This is a genomic window from Rhizobium sp. WYCCWR 11128 (assembly GCF_013416305.1).
Taxonomy (GTDB): Bacteria; Pseudomonadota; Alphaproteobacteria; order Rhizobiales; family Rhizobiaceae; genus Rhizobium; species Rhizobium indicum.
The window spans coordinates 417,317-432,798 of the sequence record NZ_JACCEZ010000003.1 but is presented as its reverse complement, the minus strand read 5'-3'; the positions used below and the strand labels follow the sequence as shown (position 1 = coordinate 432,798).

Annotated in this window: 12 protein-coding genes; 7 read left to right on the top strand and 5 right to left on the bottom strand. The window is 61.2% G+C overall.

Features of this window, described 5'->3' with window-relative positions:
* Positions 1–3: 3 nt before the first annotated feature.
* Positions 4–4,779, bottom strand: a complete 4,776-nt coding sequence (locus HX898_RS14390; RefSeq protein ID WP_180194941.1) for an NAD-glutamate dehydrogenase — start codon at positions 4,777–4,779, stop codon at positions 4–6.
* A gap of 61 nt (positions 4,780–4,840) precedes the next feature.
* On the bottom strand, positions 4,841–5,083 hold the full coding sequence (locus tag HX898_RS14385) for a hypothetical protein (protein ID WP_246697913.1): 243 nt from the start codon (positions 5,081–5,083) through the stop codon (positions 4,841–4,843).
* On the opposite strand from HX898_RS14385, the gene pdxY reads away from it, so the two are divergent.
* The 3 genes from pdxY (at position 5,055) to HX898_RS14370 (ending at position 8,359) form a co-directional block, all read left to right on the top strand.
* Positions 5,055–5,930, top strand: a complete 876-nt coding sequence (gene pdxY, locus HX898_RS14380) for a pyridoxal kinase PdxY (RefSeq protein ID WP_062940004.1) — start codon at positions 5,055–5,057, stop codon at positions 5,928–5,930. The two genes, HX898_RS14385 and pdxY, sit on opposite strands and share 29 nt — an antisense overlap.
* 71 nt (positions 5,931–6,001) lie before the next feature.
* Positions 6,002–6,643: a carbonic anhydrase gene (locus tag HX898_RS14375; RefSeq protein ID WP_003544008.1), complete on the top strand. Its 642-nt coding sequence runs from the start codon at positions 6,002–6,004 to the stop codon at positions 6,641–6,643.
* Positions 6,644–6,739: 96 nt separating this feature from the next.
* Positions 6,740–8,359 carry a GGDEF domain-containing protein gene (locus HX898_RS14370; protein WP_138331959.1) on the top strand — a complete coding sequence of 540 codons (1,620 nt, stop codon included), beginning with the start codon at positions 6,740–6,742 and terminating at the stop codon, positions 8,357–8,359.
* A 45-nt stretch (positions 8,360–8,404) separates the two neighbouring features.
* On the opposite strand, the gene HX898_RS14365 is transcribed toward HX898_RS14370, so the two are convergent.
* The 3 genes from HX898_RS14365 to HX898_RS33540 form a co-directional block, all read right to left on the bottom strand.
* Positions 8,405–9,226: a lytic transglycosylase domain-containing protein gene (locus HX898_RS14365; RefSeq protein ID WP_138331958.1), complete on the bottom strand. Its 822-nt coding sequence runs from the start codon at positions 9,224–9,226 to the stop codon at positions 8,405–8,407.
* Positions 9,227–9,503: 277 nt separating this feature from the next.
* Positions 9,504–10,538: an aspartate-semialdehyde dehydrogenase gene (locus HX898_RS14360; RefSeq protein WP_003543997.1), complete on the bottom strand. Its 1,035-nt coding sequence runs from the start codon at positions 10,536–10,538 to the stop codon at positions 9,504–9,506.
* Positions 10,539–10,649: 111 nt separating this feature from the next.
* Positions 10,650–10,862 (bottom strand): hypothetical protein, encoded by a 213-nt coding sequence (locus tag HX898_RS33540; protein WP_011654045.1) that lies wholly within the window; start codon positions 10,860–10,862, stop codon positions 10,650–10,652.
* Positions 10,863–10,949: 87 nt separating this feature from the next.
* Here HX898_RS33540 and HX898_RS14350 point away from each other — a divergent pair, with 87 nt between their 5' ends.
* From HX898_RS14350 to HX898_RS14335, 4 genes are all read left to right on the top strand, one after another.
* On the top strand, positions 10,950–12,704 hold the full coding sequence (locus HX898_RS14350; protein ID WP_180194940.1) for an alkaline phosphatase: 1,755 nt from the start codon (positions 10,950–10,952) through the stop codon (positions 12,702–12,704).
* Positions 12,705–12,800: 96 nt separating this feature from the next.
* The gene (locus HX898_RS14345; protein WP_138331956.1) at positions 12,801–13,268 is read left to right on the top strand and encodes a hypothetical protein; all 468 of its coding nucleotides are present in this window, start codon (positions 12,801–12,803) and stop codon (positions 13,266–13,268) included.
* 6 nt (positions 13,269–13,274) lie between these two features.
* Positions 13,275–13,967 carry an ABC transporter ATP-binding protein gene (locus tag HX898_RS14340; RefSeq protein ID WP_138331955.1) on the top strand — a complete coding sequence of 231 codons (693 nt, stop codon included), beginning with the start codon at positions 13,275–13,277 and terminating at the stop codon, positions 13,965–13,967.
* The gene (locus HX898_RS14335) at positions 13,964–15,274 is read left to right on the top strand and encodes an FtsX-like permease family protein (protein WP_180194939.1); all 1,311 of its coding nucleotides are present in this window, start codon (positions 13,964–13,966) and stop codon (positions 15,272–15,274) included. The genes HX898_RS14340 and HX898_RS14335 overlap by 4 nt, the downstream gene beginning before the upstream one ends.
* The last annotated feature ends 208 nt before the right edge of the window (positions 15,275–15,482 follow it).

Here is a 15,482-nt window from a genome sequence, read left to right as displayed (position 1 = left end):
GTCTCACCTCACCCGGTCGCGCGCAAGATCGGTCAGGATACCTGCAGCAACGGTAATACGCGCGAGATTGGGATCGCCGCCGTCGCTGAGGGTTGAAAGCTCCTCGAGGATACGGTTGATGCGGATACGATCCTGCGCATGCCAGGCTTGAACGGGAAGCTTTTCCTTGCCGTGATCGGAAAGGGCCGAGATGACGATGTCGCGCCTTGCACTGGCGATTTGATCGATGCTGCGGGCAAGCGCCAGATTCTCGTAATGGTCTGAGGTGAGGATCCGCCCGCCCGCCGCCAGCAGCCTGCCGATACGGAAGGTCTGCGACACGGCGATGTAGTTCTCGGCGGCGCGTACCAGGGGTTCGCCGGTGCGCTCGGCGATCTGCATGATCTCCGGCACCAGTGCGAAGATCGGGAGGCTGGCGATGTCGGCGGCGAGTTTTTCGGGCAGGCCCGCCTGGCTGTACTCCGCCTGGCGCACGGCGACCTCGCCGGCCACCTGTCCGGCGAAGGCGGTTTTCAGCTTCTTCAGGGCTGTCTGCAGCCGGCTAATCACTTCCGCCATATCGGCCTTGGTCATGCCCGTTTTCAGCAGCAGGCGCGTCAGCACGATAAAGCTGTGGCTGATCTCCTCGTAGATGCGGTTTTGCATCTCGCCTGATATCTTGCCGTCCAGGGCGTCCGTCCCGGCCCAGAGGCTGGTCAGGTCGAAACCGTCTCTAGCGACGATTGCGGCGCGCACCACTTCCGGTGCTGAAGCCGCCGTTGCGTCCATCATGGCAATGGTGAAGCTCGGCCCACCGCGGTTGATCGCTTCGTTGGCAAGCACGGTGGCGACGATTTCGCGCTTCAGGCGATGGCCGGCGATATCGCCGGCGTTCGACTTCTGCATCTTCACGGGGAAATAATTCGACAGCGTCGTGGTGAAATAGGGATCGTCTGGCAGATCGCTTGCGGCCAGCGCATCGAAGAGCACGATCTTGGCATAGGATACCAGCACGCCGATTTCCGGCCGCGTCAGTGGCTTGCCGGCAGCATAGCGTTCGGCGAGGGTCTGGTCGTCCGGCAGCGTCTCGACTTTGCGATTGAGCTGCTTGGCGCCTTCGAGAACCGTCATGAAGCGCGCAAGTTCCAGGCCATTTGCCGTACCCTTGCGTTCTGTCAGCGAGATCGCCAGCGACTGCAGGTAGTTGTTGCGCAGCACCAGGGTCGCCACTTCGCCGGTCATCGAGGAAAGAAGCTGGTCGCGTTTTGCCCGCGTCAGGCGCCCGTCATGCATGGCGGCCGCCAGCGCGATCTTGATATTGACCTCGACGTCCGAGGTGTTGACGCCGGCCGAGTTGTCGATGGCGTCGGAGTTGCAGCGCCCACCTTTCAGACCGTAGGCGATGCGGCCTTTCTGGGTAACGCCGAGGTTTGCGCCCTCGCCGATCACCTTGGCGCGCACCTCAACAGCGGTGATGCGGATCGGGTCGTTGGCGCGATCGCCAACTTCGGCGTCGGTTTCGGACGGCGCTTTCACATAGGTGCCGATGCCGCCGAACCAGAGCAGGTCGACCTCACTCTTCAGGATCGCCGTCATGATCTCGAAGGGCGTGGCGACAGCCTTGTCGATACCGATTGCGGCAACTGCTTCCGGCGTCAGTTTGACCGATTTCGCTGCGCGAGAAATGATCATCGCACCCTTCGACAGCACGCTCTTATCAAAATCCTGCCAGCTCGAACGCGGCAGGTCGAAGAGCCGCTGGCGCTCAGTCAGCGTCTTTTCCATATCGGGATCGGGATCGATGATGATGTCGCGGTGATCGAAGGCGGCAATGAGCCGGATCTTGGGAGAGAGCAGCATGCCGTTGCCGAAGACGTCGCCCGACATGTCGCCGACGCCGGCGACGGTGAAGGGCGTCGTCTGGATGTCGATGTCCATTTCCCGGAAATGGCGTTTCGCGGTTTCCCAGGCGCCGCGGGCGGTGATGCCCATCTTCTTGTGGTCGTAACCGGCCGAGCCGCCGGAGGCAAAGGCGTCGTCCAGCCAAAAGCCGGCTTCCTGCGCCAGTGCATTGGCGGTGTCGGAGAAGGTCGCGGTGCCCTTGTCGGCAGCGACGACGAAATAGGGATCGTCACCGTCGAGCCTGACGGTATCCTTCGGCGGGGCGATGTCGGCGCCAGATATATTGTCGGTGATCGAAAGCAGCGTGCGGATATAGGTCTTGTAAGCCTCGCGGCCAGTATTGAAGATCTCGTCGCGGCTGCCGCCGACCGGGAGCTTCTTCGGATAGAAGCCGCCCTTGGCGCCGACCGGCACGATGACCGCATTCTTCACTTGCTGCGCCTTGACGAGGCCGAGCACCTCGGTGCGGTAATCCTCGGCGCGGTCCGACCAGCGCAGGCCGCCGCGCGCCACCTTGCCGAAGCGCAGGTGCACACCTTCGACTTCGACGCCGTAGACGAACATCTCGCGGAAGGGTTTCGGTTCCGGCAGCCCATCGACCAGGTGCGGATCGAGCTTGAAGGCCAACATCGGTTTCGGCGAGCCGTCCGGGTTCTTCTGGAAATAATTGGTGCGCAGCGTCGCATCGACGATGTTGACGTAGCGGCGCAGGATACGGTCGTCGTCGAGGCTCGGCACGTCGGCAAGCTCGGCCTCGATCGCCTGGTGCAGTTCGGCAAGCTTCTTGACGCGGGCCTTCTCCGAAAGCCGGGTGTCGAGTGTGTCGTGGAACAGCCGGAAGATGGCGGCGGCGACGACGGGATATTTATCGAGCGTCGTTGCGATATAGTCTTGCGAATAGGCGATGCCGGCTTGGCGGAGATAACGGGCATAGGCGCGCAGCACGTTGGTCTCGCGTGCCGAAAGCCCGGCCGAAAGAATCAGCCGGTTGAAGCTGTCATTGTCGATCGTGCCGGCGAAGGCGGCGACGAAGGCTTCCTCGAGGGCGGCGCCGTAACGCGCCAGATCGATTTCGCCACCATTGCGGGCCTCGAGCTCCATGTCGTGCAGCACGACGAGTTTCTTTTCTCCATCGGCGACCGGCACCCCGATGTCGAAAGTGCGTTCACTGACGACATTGAAGCCGAGATTCTCGAGAAGCGGCACGCGGCGCGACAGCGCCAGCTGGCCGCCGGCGTGGAAAATCTTCAAGGAAAGGATGCGGCCCTGTTCTTCCTGACGATGGTAGAACTGGATGCGCAGCGGTTCGCCGGCGGCGCAGGCACCGATATCGGCGAGGTCGGCCACGGTTTCCTCCGGCGTGAAGGAATCCTGGAAGGCCTGGTCGACGGATATCTTCGGGGCCTTGGCGCCTGACAGCGCCTCGAAACGGTCGTCCCAGCGGGCCGTGATCTCGCGGATCACCTGCTCGAGTTTTGCCTGCGGAATGCGTGGCGTCTTGCCGCCCGAGCGGCCGATGATGAAATGCACGCGCGCCACGCCGCCTTCCGGGAAAGCCGGGTAATAGGCGGAGACACGGCCGTCATAGACAGTCTTCAGATAGGTGCCGATCCGTTCGCGGACGATCGAATCATATTCCTCACGCGGCACATAGATGATCACCGAGACGAAGCGGTCGAAATGGTCGATTCGCGGCAGGACGCGGACGCGCGGCCGATCGGCCAAGTCGTTGATCTGTTCGGCAAAACTTGCAAGCAACGTCGTGTCGATCTGGAAAAGATCGTCGCGCGGATAGGATTCCAGGGTGTTGTCGAGCATGCGGCCGGAATGGCTCATCGGGTCGAAGCCGAAATGTTCCTTCACCTTGTCGATCTTGGAACGCAGCAGCGGGATTTCCGAGGCGAGCGAGGTATAGGCGGTCGAGGTGAAAAGGCCGACGATGCGCAGCTCACCGGTGACGTTGCCCTCCGCGTCGAAGCGCTTGACGCCGACATAATCCATATAGGCGCGGCGATGGACGATCGATTTCACATTCGCCTTGGTGACGATCAGGAAGTCGGGGCCGTCGAGGAAGGCAAGGATCTCAGGCGTCGTCGTCACGGCGTCCTTGCCGGTGCGCAGCACGAGAACATCGGGGTTGGAAAGGATGCCGAGGCCAGCACCCTTGTCGCGCTCGACCCTGGCATCGGTCCCCTTGCCGGAATAGACATATTCCCGCATGCCGAGGAAAGTGAAATTCTCATCGCGCAGCCAGGTCAGGAAAGCGACGGCTTCGTCGCGATCGGCCTTCTTCCGGCTGGCGCCGTTGGCCGCAAGCTCGGCGATCACTCCGTCGATCTTGGAAAGCATCGGCTTCCAGTCGAAAACCGACAGGCGGACCTGTTCGAGGACTTTTTCGATGCGTTTGACGAGATCGGCGGCCTGGGCGGAATTGAGGGGCGCTATATGAAGCTGGATATGGCTGACGCGGTTGGCCGGATCGCTCGGGTGATCGGCGGAATACGTCGTCAGCGCCTTGCCCTTTTCCATGACAAGGATGGGATGCACGGCCATGAACAGGTCGCGGTAGGTGCTCGTCACTTCGCCCATGACCGATTCAAACAGAAAAGGCATGTTCTGGTCGGTGACTGAAAGCACCGAGACGGCGATGCCATCAGGCGTCACATCGGCAATCGTGTCGATGCTGACGCGGGGCGCCTTGCCGTTCCAGGCAGCAAGTTCCTTTGCCGAATGCACCGCGGAGAGCGCCAGCATTTCCGGCGTATAGAGTTCGAGATCGTCATTGCTTGCCCGGCCGAAGAGAATTTCCGGATCGAGATGCGCCTCGCCTGTCGCCTTGGCGATCTTGCGCGCGCTTTCGATCTGCTTTTCCCGTTTCGGATTGTTTCTGGCAGCCATGGATCGCCTCCCTCAATGTCTGATTTTTTGCAAGCTAGCAGAAGATTCTTCGAAAAAATCTCTAAAAGAGCGGTCCGAAGGATTGTTTTGACGCTTTTTGGCGCGGGAAACGAGAAATTGTAAGAGATTTTCCGCTTTCTTCGGCAAGCGAAAGCGAAAGTCCCGTCTTCCTGTTTTTCGTTCCGCCGAACATTTCCACGCCCGCATGAAGAATGGTTGACAGCGTGGCGTCAAAAAGATCATCAAACGCGGTCATCATTCGGATCTTGGATATCATGTCGGAAAATGCAGCGGGCGCAGTCATCGTCATTTCCAGCCATGTGGTGCGGGGCTCGGTCGGAAACCGGGCAGCCGTCTTTGCGCTGGAGACGCTCGGTCATCCGGTCTGGGCCTTGCCGACCATCGTGCTGCCCTGGCATCCCGGCCACGGCCGCTCGACGCGGCTGACTTTTGCGGAAACGGATTTCGACGCGGCGATCGACGATCTGATCCGCGCGCCCTGGATCGGCGAAGTCAAGGCGGTGCTCTCGGGCTATTTTGGCAATGCCGCCCAGGCGCGCTCGGTTGCCCGGCTGATCGGTGCGTTGAGGCAAAACAATCCCGAGCTGCTCTATGTCTGCGATCCCGTCATGGGCGATCTCGGCGGCCTTTACGTGCCGGAAGCGACCGCTGAGGCCATTCGCGACCATCTCATTCCGCTCGCCTCGCTGGCGACGCCGAACCGCTACGAGCTCGCATGGCTTTCGGGGGCAGCTCTCGAAGACAACAGCGCGATCATGGAGGCGGCGCTCGCGCTCGGACCATCGCGCATGCTCGTCACTTCGGCGGTGCCGATGATGGCAGGCGGTACCGGCAATCTCTATCTTTCCGGCCGTCACGCCCTTCTCGCCGAGCATCGCGTCGTCGACAACCCGCCGAATGGTCTCGGCGACCTCATCGCCGCCGTCTTCCTGTCGCGCCTGCTTTCCGGGATCGAGGACGAAAAGGCGCTGCAGCTTGCCACCGCCAGCGTCTTCGAGGTGCTTGCGCGTGCCGTCAAGCGCGGCAGCAACGAGTTGATGCTGGCAAGCGATGCTTCCAGCCTTTCGACGCCGATGGCCATGGTTCAGATGCGCCGGCTCGTGCACCCGGCGCAGCGGCGGAAAAAATGACGCATCTGCCAATATGCTCATTTTGCAGTGCAGCAGTTGATCTTGTCTTCGGCGCGCGCTAATCCAGAAGCATGCAGCGTTTTCCAAATCCCCTTCTGGACGGCTATCGCAACTTTATGAACGGGCGTTATGCCGACGCCCGCGACAGGTATCGGCAGCTTGCCGAAAACGGTCAGAGTCCCCATACGCTTGTCATTGCCTGTTCGGACTCGCGCGCGGCACCGGAGCTGATCTTCGATGCCGGCCCGGGCGAGCTCTTCGTCATCCGTAACGTCGCCAACATGGTGCCGCCCTACGAGCCGGACGGTCATTTTCATTCGACCTCGGCCGCACTCGAATTTGCCGTACAGGTGCTGAAGGTCTCGGATATCGTCGTGATGGGCCATGGCCGCTGCGGCGGCATCCGCTCAGCACTCGATCCGAATGCCGAGCCATTGTCACCCGGCGATTTCATCGGCCGCTGGATGTCGCTGGTCAAACCCGCCGCCGAGCAGATCCAGAGCAACGACGTGATGACGGCCGCCGAGCGGCAGACGGCGCTGGAGCGTGTCTCCATCCGCAATTCGATCAACAATCTCAGAAGCTTTCCCGACATCAAGGCGCTCGAGGAGGCGGGAAAGATTCATCTCCACGGTGCCTGGTTCGACATTTCGACCGGTGAACTCTGGGTCATGGACGCCGAGACACGCGACTTCATTCGTCCCGAAATCTAGGGACATGCCAGTTTATCAGTTTTTTAAGGATTGTTGTTAAGCTCGCCGTCAATTGGTCGCGCACGACCGACGTTTTGATCACCGTGGCGATTGGCGATGAAGTTCGAAACCATCAAAAGGGTTATCCTGGCCGCCATCATGCTGCCCTTCGTCTTCATGCTTATTGAAGGCGTCGTCGTCATACGTTCTTCGGTCAATCAATACTGGAACCTCGAAAAGGACCGGCAGTTCGCCGATGTGCTTGCCCGTGGCGGGTCGATCGCCGCAACGGAGATTCTGACCGAAATTGGCGCCACCCGCCGCTACCTCGCAGACCCCAGCAGCAGGACTGCCATCGACATGCAGCAAAGCCGGGTGACGCTCGATCGCGAACGCCACGCTTTTTATGCCAGCCTGCCCTCCCGCGATGCGCTCGACGAGGGGCTCGTCGGCGAATTATCGATTCTCAGCCTTGCCTACAGCCGCATCGTCGCGGCGCGCAGCGCCGTAGACCAGGGGCGTTATACCGGCAGTGATCCCGGTTCCATCTACTGGTATGCGGCTCTCAAGCAGCTTGCCGTCGTCGATGCGCTTTCGCCGCTGATCAGCGATCCGGTGCTGCTTGAGAAATCCAACCAGCTGATGGGTATCCTGCTGACCTATTACGGCGAAAGGCTGATCACCGGGATCGGCACCCGTTATCTCAACCAAGGGGCTTCCGCCAGATTGCCGGTGGAGCTTTTCGTACAGGGCAAGGTCATGCTCGGCGAGGGCATGGATCACATGGTTTTCCATTCCTCCGCGCCGGTCGTGCGCCACATCGTTGCTTATCTCGGCCGCAGCAGCCAGGTAAAGGCGAATGCGATCACCGATGCCATTCTCGCCGGATCGCGGCCGACACGCGCCGTGCATGACGTCTGGGCCGCCGCGCAGAGCGAGCGCATGACCTTCCTGCAGCAGAAGATGATCGAGGCCGCAAAGGATATTCATGAGACCGGCGAAAGCCTTTCGACGCGCTCGCACATACACCTGACACGGATCCTGGCGCTGTGTGCCGGCCTGCTGATACTCGCCACATTGGTGCTGCTGCTGGCGGCAAAGGGCCTGCGCCTGATCGACCGGCTGACCCAGGATCGGGAGACGCTGGTGGGCGAGTTGCGCAGCGCCGCCCAGACCGATCTTCTGACCGGCCTTTACAACAGGCGCGGCTTCGAGGTCGCCGCATCCGCACTTCTCACACAGGCCGAGCACGGATCACGCTGGATTTCCGTCGTGCTGTTCGACCTCGATCATTTCAAGAAGATCAACGACCTTCACGGGCATGACGCCGGCGATGCCGTGCTCCGGCATGTCGCGGGCGTCGCGCGTGAGAATTTTCGTTCCTTCGATCTGCTGGTGCGCCATGGCGGCGAGGAGTTCCTGGCGCTTCTGCCGGATTCGACGCCTGACGATGCTGCAATCGTTGCCGAGCGTGTGCGGCTGGCGATCGAGGCGGCGGAAATCCCCCTGCCGAGCGGCGATGTTCTCAAGGTGACGGCGAGTTTCGGATGCGCCGGACGGGCAAATGAAGCCACCAACCGGAACTTCGAGGATCTGGTCAAACGCGCCGACCTGGCGCTTTATGCCGCCAAGGCCTCCGGCCGCAATTGCGTCGTCTCGGGACCAATCATCCAGGCCCCGGTGCAGGAGGAGCGACGCAAGGCGGCTTCCGGCGGCGGCTTTGATTCCCGCAAATGAAAAACGCCGCATATCGCAGCGGCGTTTTCGCGTATTCTATCGGGCCTATTTGCCGTCGATCTGCTGACCGATATAGGCGATCGCCTGCTGGTAGACGCTGGCGGCGTTCCAGCCCTGGATGGCGACGAAATTCGGCTCTCCCGGCTGATAGCCGGCGCCGGCGCGCCAGCCGTGGCCCTTGAGGAAATTCGCCGTCGAGGCCAGTGCATCGGCGCGGGAACCGACCATGTCGACGCGGCCGTTGCCGTCGCCGTCGGCGCCGAAGCGCACGACATTGCGCGGCAGAAACTGCGTCTGGCCGATTTCACCATGGGCAGCGCCCTTGGCCTGTGGGCTCAGATAACCCTCGGAGACGAGCTGGAGTGCTGCATAGAGCTGGTCGGTGAAATATTGCGAACGACGGCAGTCATAGGCAAGGGTCGAAACAGCCGACAGCGTATGCTGGTTGCCCATGTAGCTGCCGAAACCGGTCTCCATGCCCCAGATCGCAATCAGCGGGCCGGCCGGAACGCCGAAACGGCGCTCGATCGAGGCAAAAAGCGCCTGATTGGCGGCCTTCATGCTGCGACCGCGGGAGATGATCGCGGCACCGCCGCGCTTCTGCATGAAAGCGTCGAAGGAGAGCTTAAAGCTCTTCTGGCCGCGGTCGGCGGCAATCGTCGGCCTGTTGTAATTGACGTTGGCGAAGGCGCGGTCGAGGACCGAGCGGCTGACGCCGTTTGCCGCCGCTTCCTGCTTGAAGTCGGCGACCCATGCACCGAAACCGCTGCTATTATTACCGCATTGAGCGCCCTGGGCCGCTGCCGGCAGCGCGTGGAGGACGCCCGCCACCGTCAACGCCGCCAGAAAGAATGTTGTCATGCGCATGAGAAACCCCGCTTCCGATCTACTGAAGCGCGCCGCGGCCGATCGGGGCCATTCGACGCGCTCAAAGTCTTCGTTCTGTTCATGTCGCTGTCCCGAACCGCTGCACGGTTTTGGACGGCATGCTTTGGCTTGACGCCGGGCAGAATGCCAGCCGAAGGCGATCTTGTCACGACCACCTTTTTCAGCAAGCGCTTATGGACAGAAGCGTCCACAATTCGGCAAAAAGCCCTGCCTCATCATCAGCAGGGCTTTAGCATATTATGGTTTACAAATGGTATCAGGCAGCCTGCTTGCGCGGCTTGACGAGACCACGATTGACGAGCAGCTCGGCGATCTGGATGGCGTTCAACGCAGCGCCCTTGCGCAGATTGTCGGAGACCACCCAGATGTTCAGGCCGTTTTCGACCGTCGCATCCTCGCGGATGCGCGAAATGTAGGTCGCATCCTCGCCGGCGGATTCATAAGGCGTGATGTAGCCGCCATCCTCGCGCTTGTCGATGACGAGGCAACCCGGTGCATCGCGCAGGATGTCGCGGGCCTGGTCGGCGGTGATCTCGTTTTCGAATTCGATGTTGACCGATTCCGAATGACCGATGAAAACCGGCACGCGCACCGCGGTGCAGGTCACCTTGATCTTCGGGTCGAGCATCTTCTTCGTCTCGGCCAGCACCTTCCATTCTTCCTTGGTGTAGCCGTCCTCCATGAAGACGTCGATATGCGGGATGACATTGAAGGCAATACGCTTGGTGAATTTCTTGTTCTCGATCGGATCGGCGACGAAGACGGCGCGTGTCTGATTGAAGAGCTCGTCCATGCCGTCCTTGCCGGCGCCGGAGACCGACTGGTAGGTCGAGATGACGACACGCTTGATCTTGGCGAAGTCGTGCAGTGGCTTCAACGCCACCACCAGCTGGGCGGTCGAGCAATTCGGATTGGCGATGATGTTGCGCTTGGTGAACTGGCTGATGGCATCCGGGTTGACTTCCGGCACGATCAGCGGCACGTCGGCGTCGTAGCGCCAGGCCGAGGAATTGTCGATGACGATGCAGCCCTGCTGGCCGATCTTCGGCGAGTACTTCTTGGAGACCTCGCCGCCGGCCGACATCAGGCAGATGTCGGTATCGGAGAAATCGTAATTCTCCAGATTGGAGACCTTCAGCGTCCGGTCACCGTAGGAAACCTCGGTGCCCTGCGAACGCGAGGAGGCGAGTGCCACGACCTCATCGGCGGGGAAGCCTCGCTCCGAGAGGATGTTGAGCATCTCCCGGCCGACATTTCCGGTTGCTCCCGCAACTGCTACTTTGAAACCCATTTCTCAAGCTCTCTTTCTCTTCTCTCCTCTTGTCCGGTGAGGGGAAAGGCGCGACTAATCGCGTCTTCCTGTCCCCAGCCGAGCCGGGGAGAGAGCGGCAGGCCAGAGACGTCAGACGGTTTTCGTCGTCGTTTTGGCCTTGGTTTTGGAAGAAACCGGAACGGCAATGTCCACCCCGGCAACTCGTGCCCGGTCATTGCATTCGGCAATGGCGTGTTCGTCGCGAACCATGGAGATTCCTTTTCCGCTGTTGCTCTTAGAAGGTTTTCCACAGGAGTCAAGGTTTTTGCGCTCAGAGCCGGCAGGCGAAAGCGGCGACCGCAATGCTGCGACGTTTTGTCATGCCGCTGTCATCCTCGGGAGGTATCCCGGCGCGGTTGTTAATGTCTGCAACGAAAACGGGGGTTTTCCATGCGTACGCTTCTTGCCGCCTTTGCGGCCACCACCATCCTTGCGGGCGCCGCTCAGGCGACGACGGTCTATCCGCTTGATCGCGCGACGATCCTTGCCGGTTCGCCGTTCGATTTCAAGGTCGAGCTCAACAAGCAGGTCAAGCTCGAAGACGTGAAGATCACGGTCAACGGCCAGGACTATAAGACCGTGCTTGGGGGCGAGGCGCAGTTCGTCGAACTGGAAAAGGGCAAGGACGACAAGGCTCTCGGTTCCGCTATCCTGCTGCGCGGCCTGAAGATTTCCGCTCCTGGCGACTACAAGATCGAAGTCGCTGCCGGCGACGAAACGAAGTCCGTCACCTGGAACGTTTACGAAACAGCGGCCCAGCCGAAGGCCAAGAACATCATCTTCCTGCTGGGTGACGGGCTATCCGTTGCGCATCGCACCGCTGCCCGCATCATGTCCAAGGGCATGACCGAAGGTAAGGCGAATGGCCGCCTGAATATGGATGATCTCGAGCGTATGGCTTTTATCGGCACGTCGGCGACGAATGCCGTCGATACGGACTCGGCCAACACCATGTCGGCCTACATGACGGGTCACAAGACGGCCGTCAACGCGATCGGCGTTTACGCGGACCGTACGCCGGCATCCCTCGATGATCCGCGTGTTGAAACCTTCGCAGAAGCCGTTCGCCGCCTGACCAAGAAGTCGATCGGCATCGTTGCAACGGCCGAGGTCGAAGACGCCACGCCGGCTGCGGTCGTTGCTCACACCCGCAACCGCAACGACAAGGCCGACGTCGTCGGCATGCTGCTCGACGTCAAGCCGGAAGTCCTCCTCGGCGGCGGCTCGGCCTATTTCCTCGGCAAGGAAGTCGCCGGTTCCAAGCGCAAGGACAATCAGGACTACATCAAGCAGTTCCAGGATGCCGGCTACAAGCTTGCCACCGACAAGAACGAGCTCGCAGCCAATGCATCGGCTGAAGGCAATCTCCTCGGTCTCTTCCACACCGGCAATATGGACGTCACGCTTGATCGAGAGTTCCTGAAGAAGGGTACCGTCGACAAGTTCCCGAACCAGCCAGGCCTCGTCGCCATGACCAAGGTTGCGCTCGACCGCCTCTCGAAGAATCCTGATGGCTTCTTCCTGATGGTCGAAGGCTCCTCGATCGACAAAATGTCCCATCCGCTCGATTGGGATCGTGCCGTCTACGAAACCATCGAATTCGACCAGGCCATCGGCGTTGCCCGCGAATTCCAGAAGGCGCATCCGGATACGCTGATCGTCGTCACAGGCGACCACACACATGGCGTATCCATCATCGGTACCGTCGATGATGAAAAGCCCGGCACGGAAATGCGCGAAAAGGTCGGGACCTATGCCGAAGCTGGCTTCCCGAACTACAAGGACGAAAACGGCGACGGCTATCCCGATAAGGTCGATGTCAGCCGCCGCCTGTTCCTGAGTGCCAACAATGGCCCGGATCACTACGAGACCTTCCGTCCGAAGCTCGATGGTCCGTTCGTTCCGGCTGTCCAGAACGAAAAGAAGGAATATGTCGCCAACGAGCAGTATAAGGATGTTCCCGGCGCGGTCTTCGTTCAGGGCAATATTCCGAAGAGCGGCGATAGTGGTGTCCACGCAGCCGACGACGTCGTCCTTCAATCGGCTGGTCCGGGCGCTGAAGGTTTCCATGGTTACATGGAACAGAGCGACGTCTATCGCGTGCTCGCCGACACCTTCGCTCTCGGCGCCAAGCAGACGAACTGATCTGCCGATCCGGCTAGGCCGCTTGCCGGCCTTGCCCCTTTCACCGATCATGGTCCCGGCCGTTCAGCGGCCGGGACTTCATTCTTGGAGATCGCCATGGAAAAGCTCCCTTCGCTGCATCTCAGCCGCCGCGGCCTGATCGGCGCCATCGGCACGCTGGCCTTGGCCGCTGTTGCTCGCCCGAGTTCTGCTGCGGATTCCTTGATCAGCTTCGATGAGCTTTACGGCAAGTTCGGCGTGCTCGGCCTCGAATTCTCCGACAAGGTGAAGCGCCTTGCCGGCAAAGGGATCAGCATGAAAGGTTTCATGGCGCCGCCATTGAAGGCCGAGGCCCAGTTCTTCGTGCTCACCGAGGTGCCGATGTCGCTCTGCCCCTTCTGCTCCTCGGATGCGGACTGGCCGGACAATATCGTCGTCGTCTATCTCGGCGAGAAGCAGACCTTCGTGCAGCCGCGCCAGACGATCGAAGTGCGTGGTACGCTTGAATACGGTTCGTGGACGGATCCGGAGACAGGCTTCGTCAGCCTGCTGCGGATCCGCCAGGCCGAATATTCCGCCGTCTGAACCGATATGCTCGCTCTCGATATCGAAAACCTGACCGTTGCCTTCCCAGGCCTGTCCTCGCCGGCACTGGCGATCGACCGCCTGTCGATCGATGCCGGCAGCAGGGTCGCCATTACAGGCGCGTCCGGCTCCGGCAAGAGCACCTTCGTCAATATCGTTGCCGGGCTGGAGCGGACACGGCAAGGCCGCATCCGCTGGAACGGCGAGGATATCGCGGGTTTTTCAGAAAGCCGGCGAGACCGGTTCCGTGCCGCCAATATCGGCCTGGTCATGCAGGAGTTCCATCTCTTTCCCGGCCTGTCGGCGTTGGAAAACGTGCTGCTGCCGGCGCGGCTTGCCGGCGCTGCCACGGCTGATGTCATCGAGCGGGCGCATGCGCTTTTGAGCACGGTCGGTCTTTCCCGCCCCGACCAGAAGATCGAAACAATGTCGCGCGGCGAGATGCAGCGTGTGGCGATCGGCCGGGCGCTGCTGCGTAAGCCCGGCGTCATCATCGCCGACGAGCCGACCGCAAGCCTCGATGCCGAAAGCGGCGAGGCGGTCGGCGATCTCATCCTCGATCTGGCCGTTGCCGAAGGCAGCACGCTGATCGTCGTTTCGCACGACCAGCGCTTGGCCAGCCGCCTCGACCGGCGCATCACCTTCGGTTCCGGCCGGATCAGCGAAGATTCCGCGGCAACGGCGGGAGAAGCTGCATGATCCGCTTCATCCTTTCCGATCTTCGTCGCCTCTGGGCGGGATCGCTGGTGGTCGTGCTGCTGGTAGCGCTCGCGACCGCGCTTGGTGTTTCTGTCGTCCTGCAGGAGCGGGCGCTTCGTCTCGGCAGCGCACGCGCTGCCGACAAGTTCGATCTTGTCATCGGCGCCAGCGGCAGCGAGACGCAGCTCGTGCTGTCCTCCGTCTTCCTACAGCCCTCTCCTTTGCCGCTGATGCCGGGCGAAGTGCTGGGCAAACTTGCTGCCGATCCACGCGTCGATTGGGCAGCCCCGATCGGCTTCGGCGATTCCTTCTCCGGCTATCCGATCGTCGGCACGACGACCATGCTGGCGCAGAACCTGTCCGGTGGTTTAGCCGAAGGCAAGATTTTTGCGCGCGAGGGCGAAGCCGTGATCGGCGCGGCTGTCAAGTTGTCGCTCGGCGGTGAGATCAAGCCTATGCACGGTTCGCTGGAAGAGGGCGGCGAGACCCATACCGAACTCGTCTATCATATCGCCGGCCGCTTGCGGCCGACCGGCACCGCCTGGGACCGGGCGATCCTCGTTCCCATCCAGGCCGTCTGGCACATCCATGGCATGGAGGCGGAGGAACATGCGGAGGACGGTGAGCAGCACGAGCATGAAGCTGTGTCCGGAACGTATAACACCGAACATGGTCATGCGCATGAGAAAGCCGGCGCTGATCACGATGGGCATCAGCATCACGGCGAGGCCGATCCGGATGCTGTGCTTGATGAGAGCTGGACTGCGGGCGCTCCCGGCCTTCCCGCCATTCTGGTCAAGCCGAAGACGATTGCCGATGCCTACAAGCTGCGGCAGGACTATCGCAGCGGCAATACCGTCGCCGTCTTTCCCGGCGAGGTGCTGACCAATCTCTACGCCACGCTCGGCGACGCCAAACAGATCCTCGTCACGGTCGCCTCGGGCGCGCAAGCTCTCGTCGCAGCCTCGCTGGTGCTGATCACGGTCATCCATATCGGCCAGCGCCGCCGTCAGATCGGCGCACTCAGGGCTTTCGGCGCCCCGCGCGGCGCGATTTTCGGTATCGTCTGGCTAGAATTCTTTTTCCTGGTGGCGGTCGGCATCGCACTCGGATTCGCGCTCGGTTATGCCGCGGCCCTCATCTTGTCCGGCATGTTCTCGCAAACGAGCGGGATCACTATGCCGGTCGGCTTCGCCCGTGAAGACGCCGGGCTTGCGGCGGTGCTGCTTGCCTTTGCCACAATTCTTGCCGCGCTGCCGGCAGTGCTCGCCTACCGGCAATCGCCGGCGCAGGCGCTAAGAGCATAACGGATCCACATCACAAACCGCTGTGAAACCTTCTTCCAAACTTCCGGCAGCTCTATCGTCACGGGCGGCGGAGAGCTTGATGTGCATGACAAAGCGTGGCGTCATTAGACTAAAGTCATAATCCGAAAGCCTCTCTCTTTTTGATCTGTCGTTTCTGGCACACTCCCGTCAGGCGTGTCGCGGCCAGGGGTATGCTTTGAGGAGAAGT

Bases quoted from the DNA above. Each gene is read 5' to 3' on its own strand.
- HX898_RS14360 (WP_003543997.1), bottom strand. From the start codon at position 10,538: ATGGGTTTCAAAGTAGCAGTTGCGGGAGCAACCGGAAATGTCGGCCGG.
- HX898_RS14365 (WP_138331958.1), bottom strand. From the start codon at position 9,226: ATGCGCATGACAACATTCTTTCTGGCGGCGTTGACGGTGGCGGGCGTC.
- HX898_RS14390 (WP_180194941.1), bottom strand. From the start codon at position 4,779: ATGGCTGCCAGAAACAATCCGAAACGGGAAAAGCAGATCGAAAGCGCG.
- HX898_RS14345 (WP_138331956.1), top strand. From the start codon at position 12,801: ATGGAAAAGCTCCCTTCGCTGCATCTCAGCCGCCGCGGCCTGATCGGC.
- HX898_RS14335 (WP_180194939.1), top strand. From the start codon at position 13,964: ATGATCCGCTTCATCCTTTCCGATCTTCGTCGCCTCTGGGCGGGATCG.
- HX898_RS14375 (WP_003544008.1), top strand. From the start codon at position 6,002: ATGCAGCGTTTTCCAAATCCCCTTCTGGACGGCTATCGCAACTTTATG.
- HX898_RS14370 (WP_138331959.1), top strand. From the start codon at position 6,740: ATGAAGTTCGAAACCATCAAAAGGGTTATCCTGGCCGCCATCATGCTG.
- HX898_RS14340 (WP_138331955.1), top strand. From the start codon at position 13,275: ATGCTCGCTCTCGATATCGAAAACCTGACCGTTGCCTTCCCAGGCCTG.
- pdxY (WP_062940004.1), top strand. From the start codon at position 5,055: ATGTCGGAAAATGCAGCGGGCGCAGTCATCGTCATTTCCAGCCATGTG.
- HX898_RS14350 (WP_180194940.1), top strand. From the start codon at position 10,950: ATGCGTACGCTTCTTGCCGCCTTTGCGGCCACCACCATCCTTGCGGGC.
- HX898_RS14385 (WP_246697913.1), bottom strand. From the start codon at position 5,083: ATGACTGCGCCCGCTGCATTTTCCGACATGATATCCAAGATCCGAATG.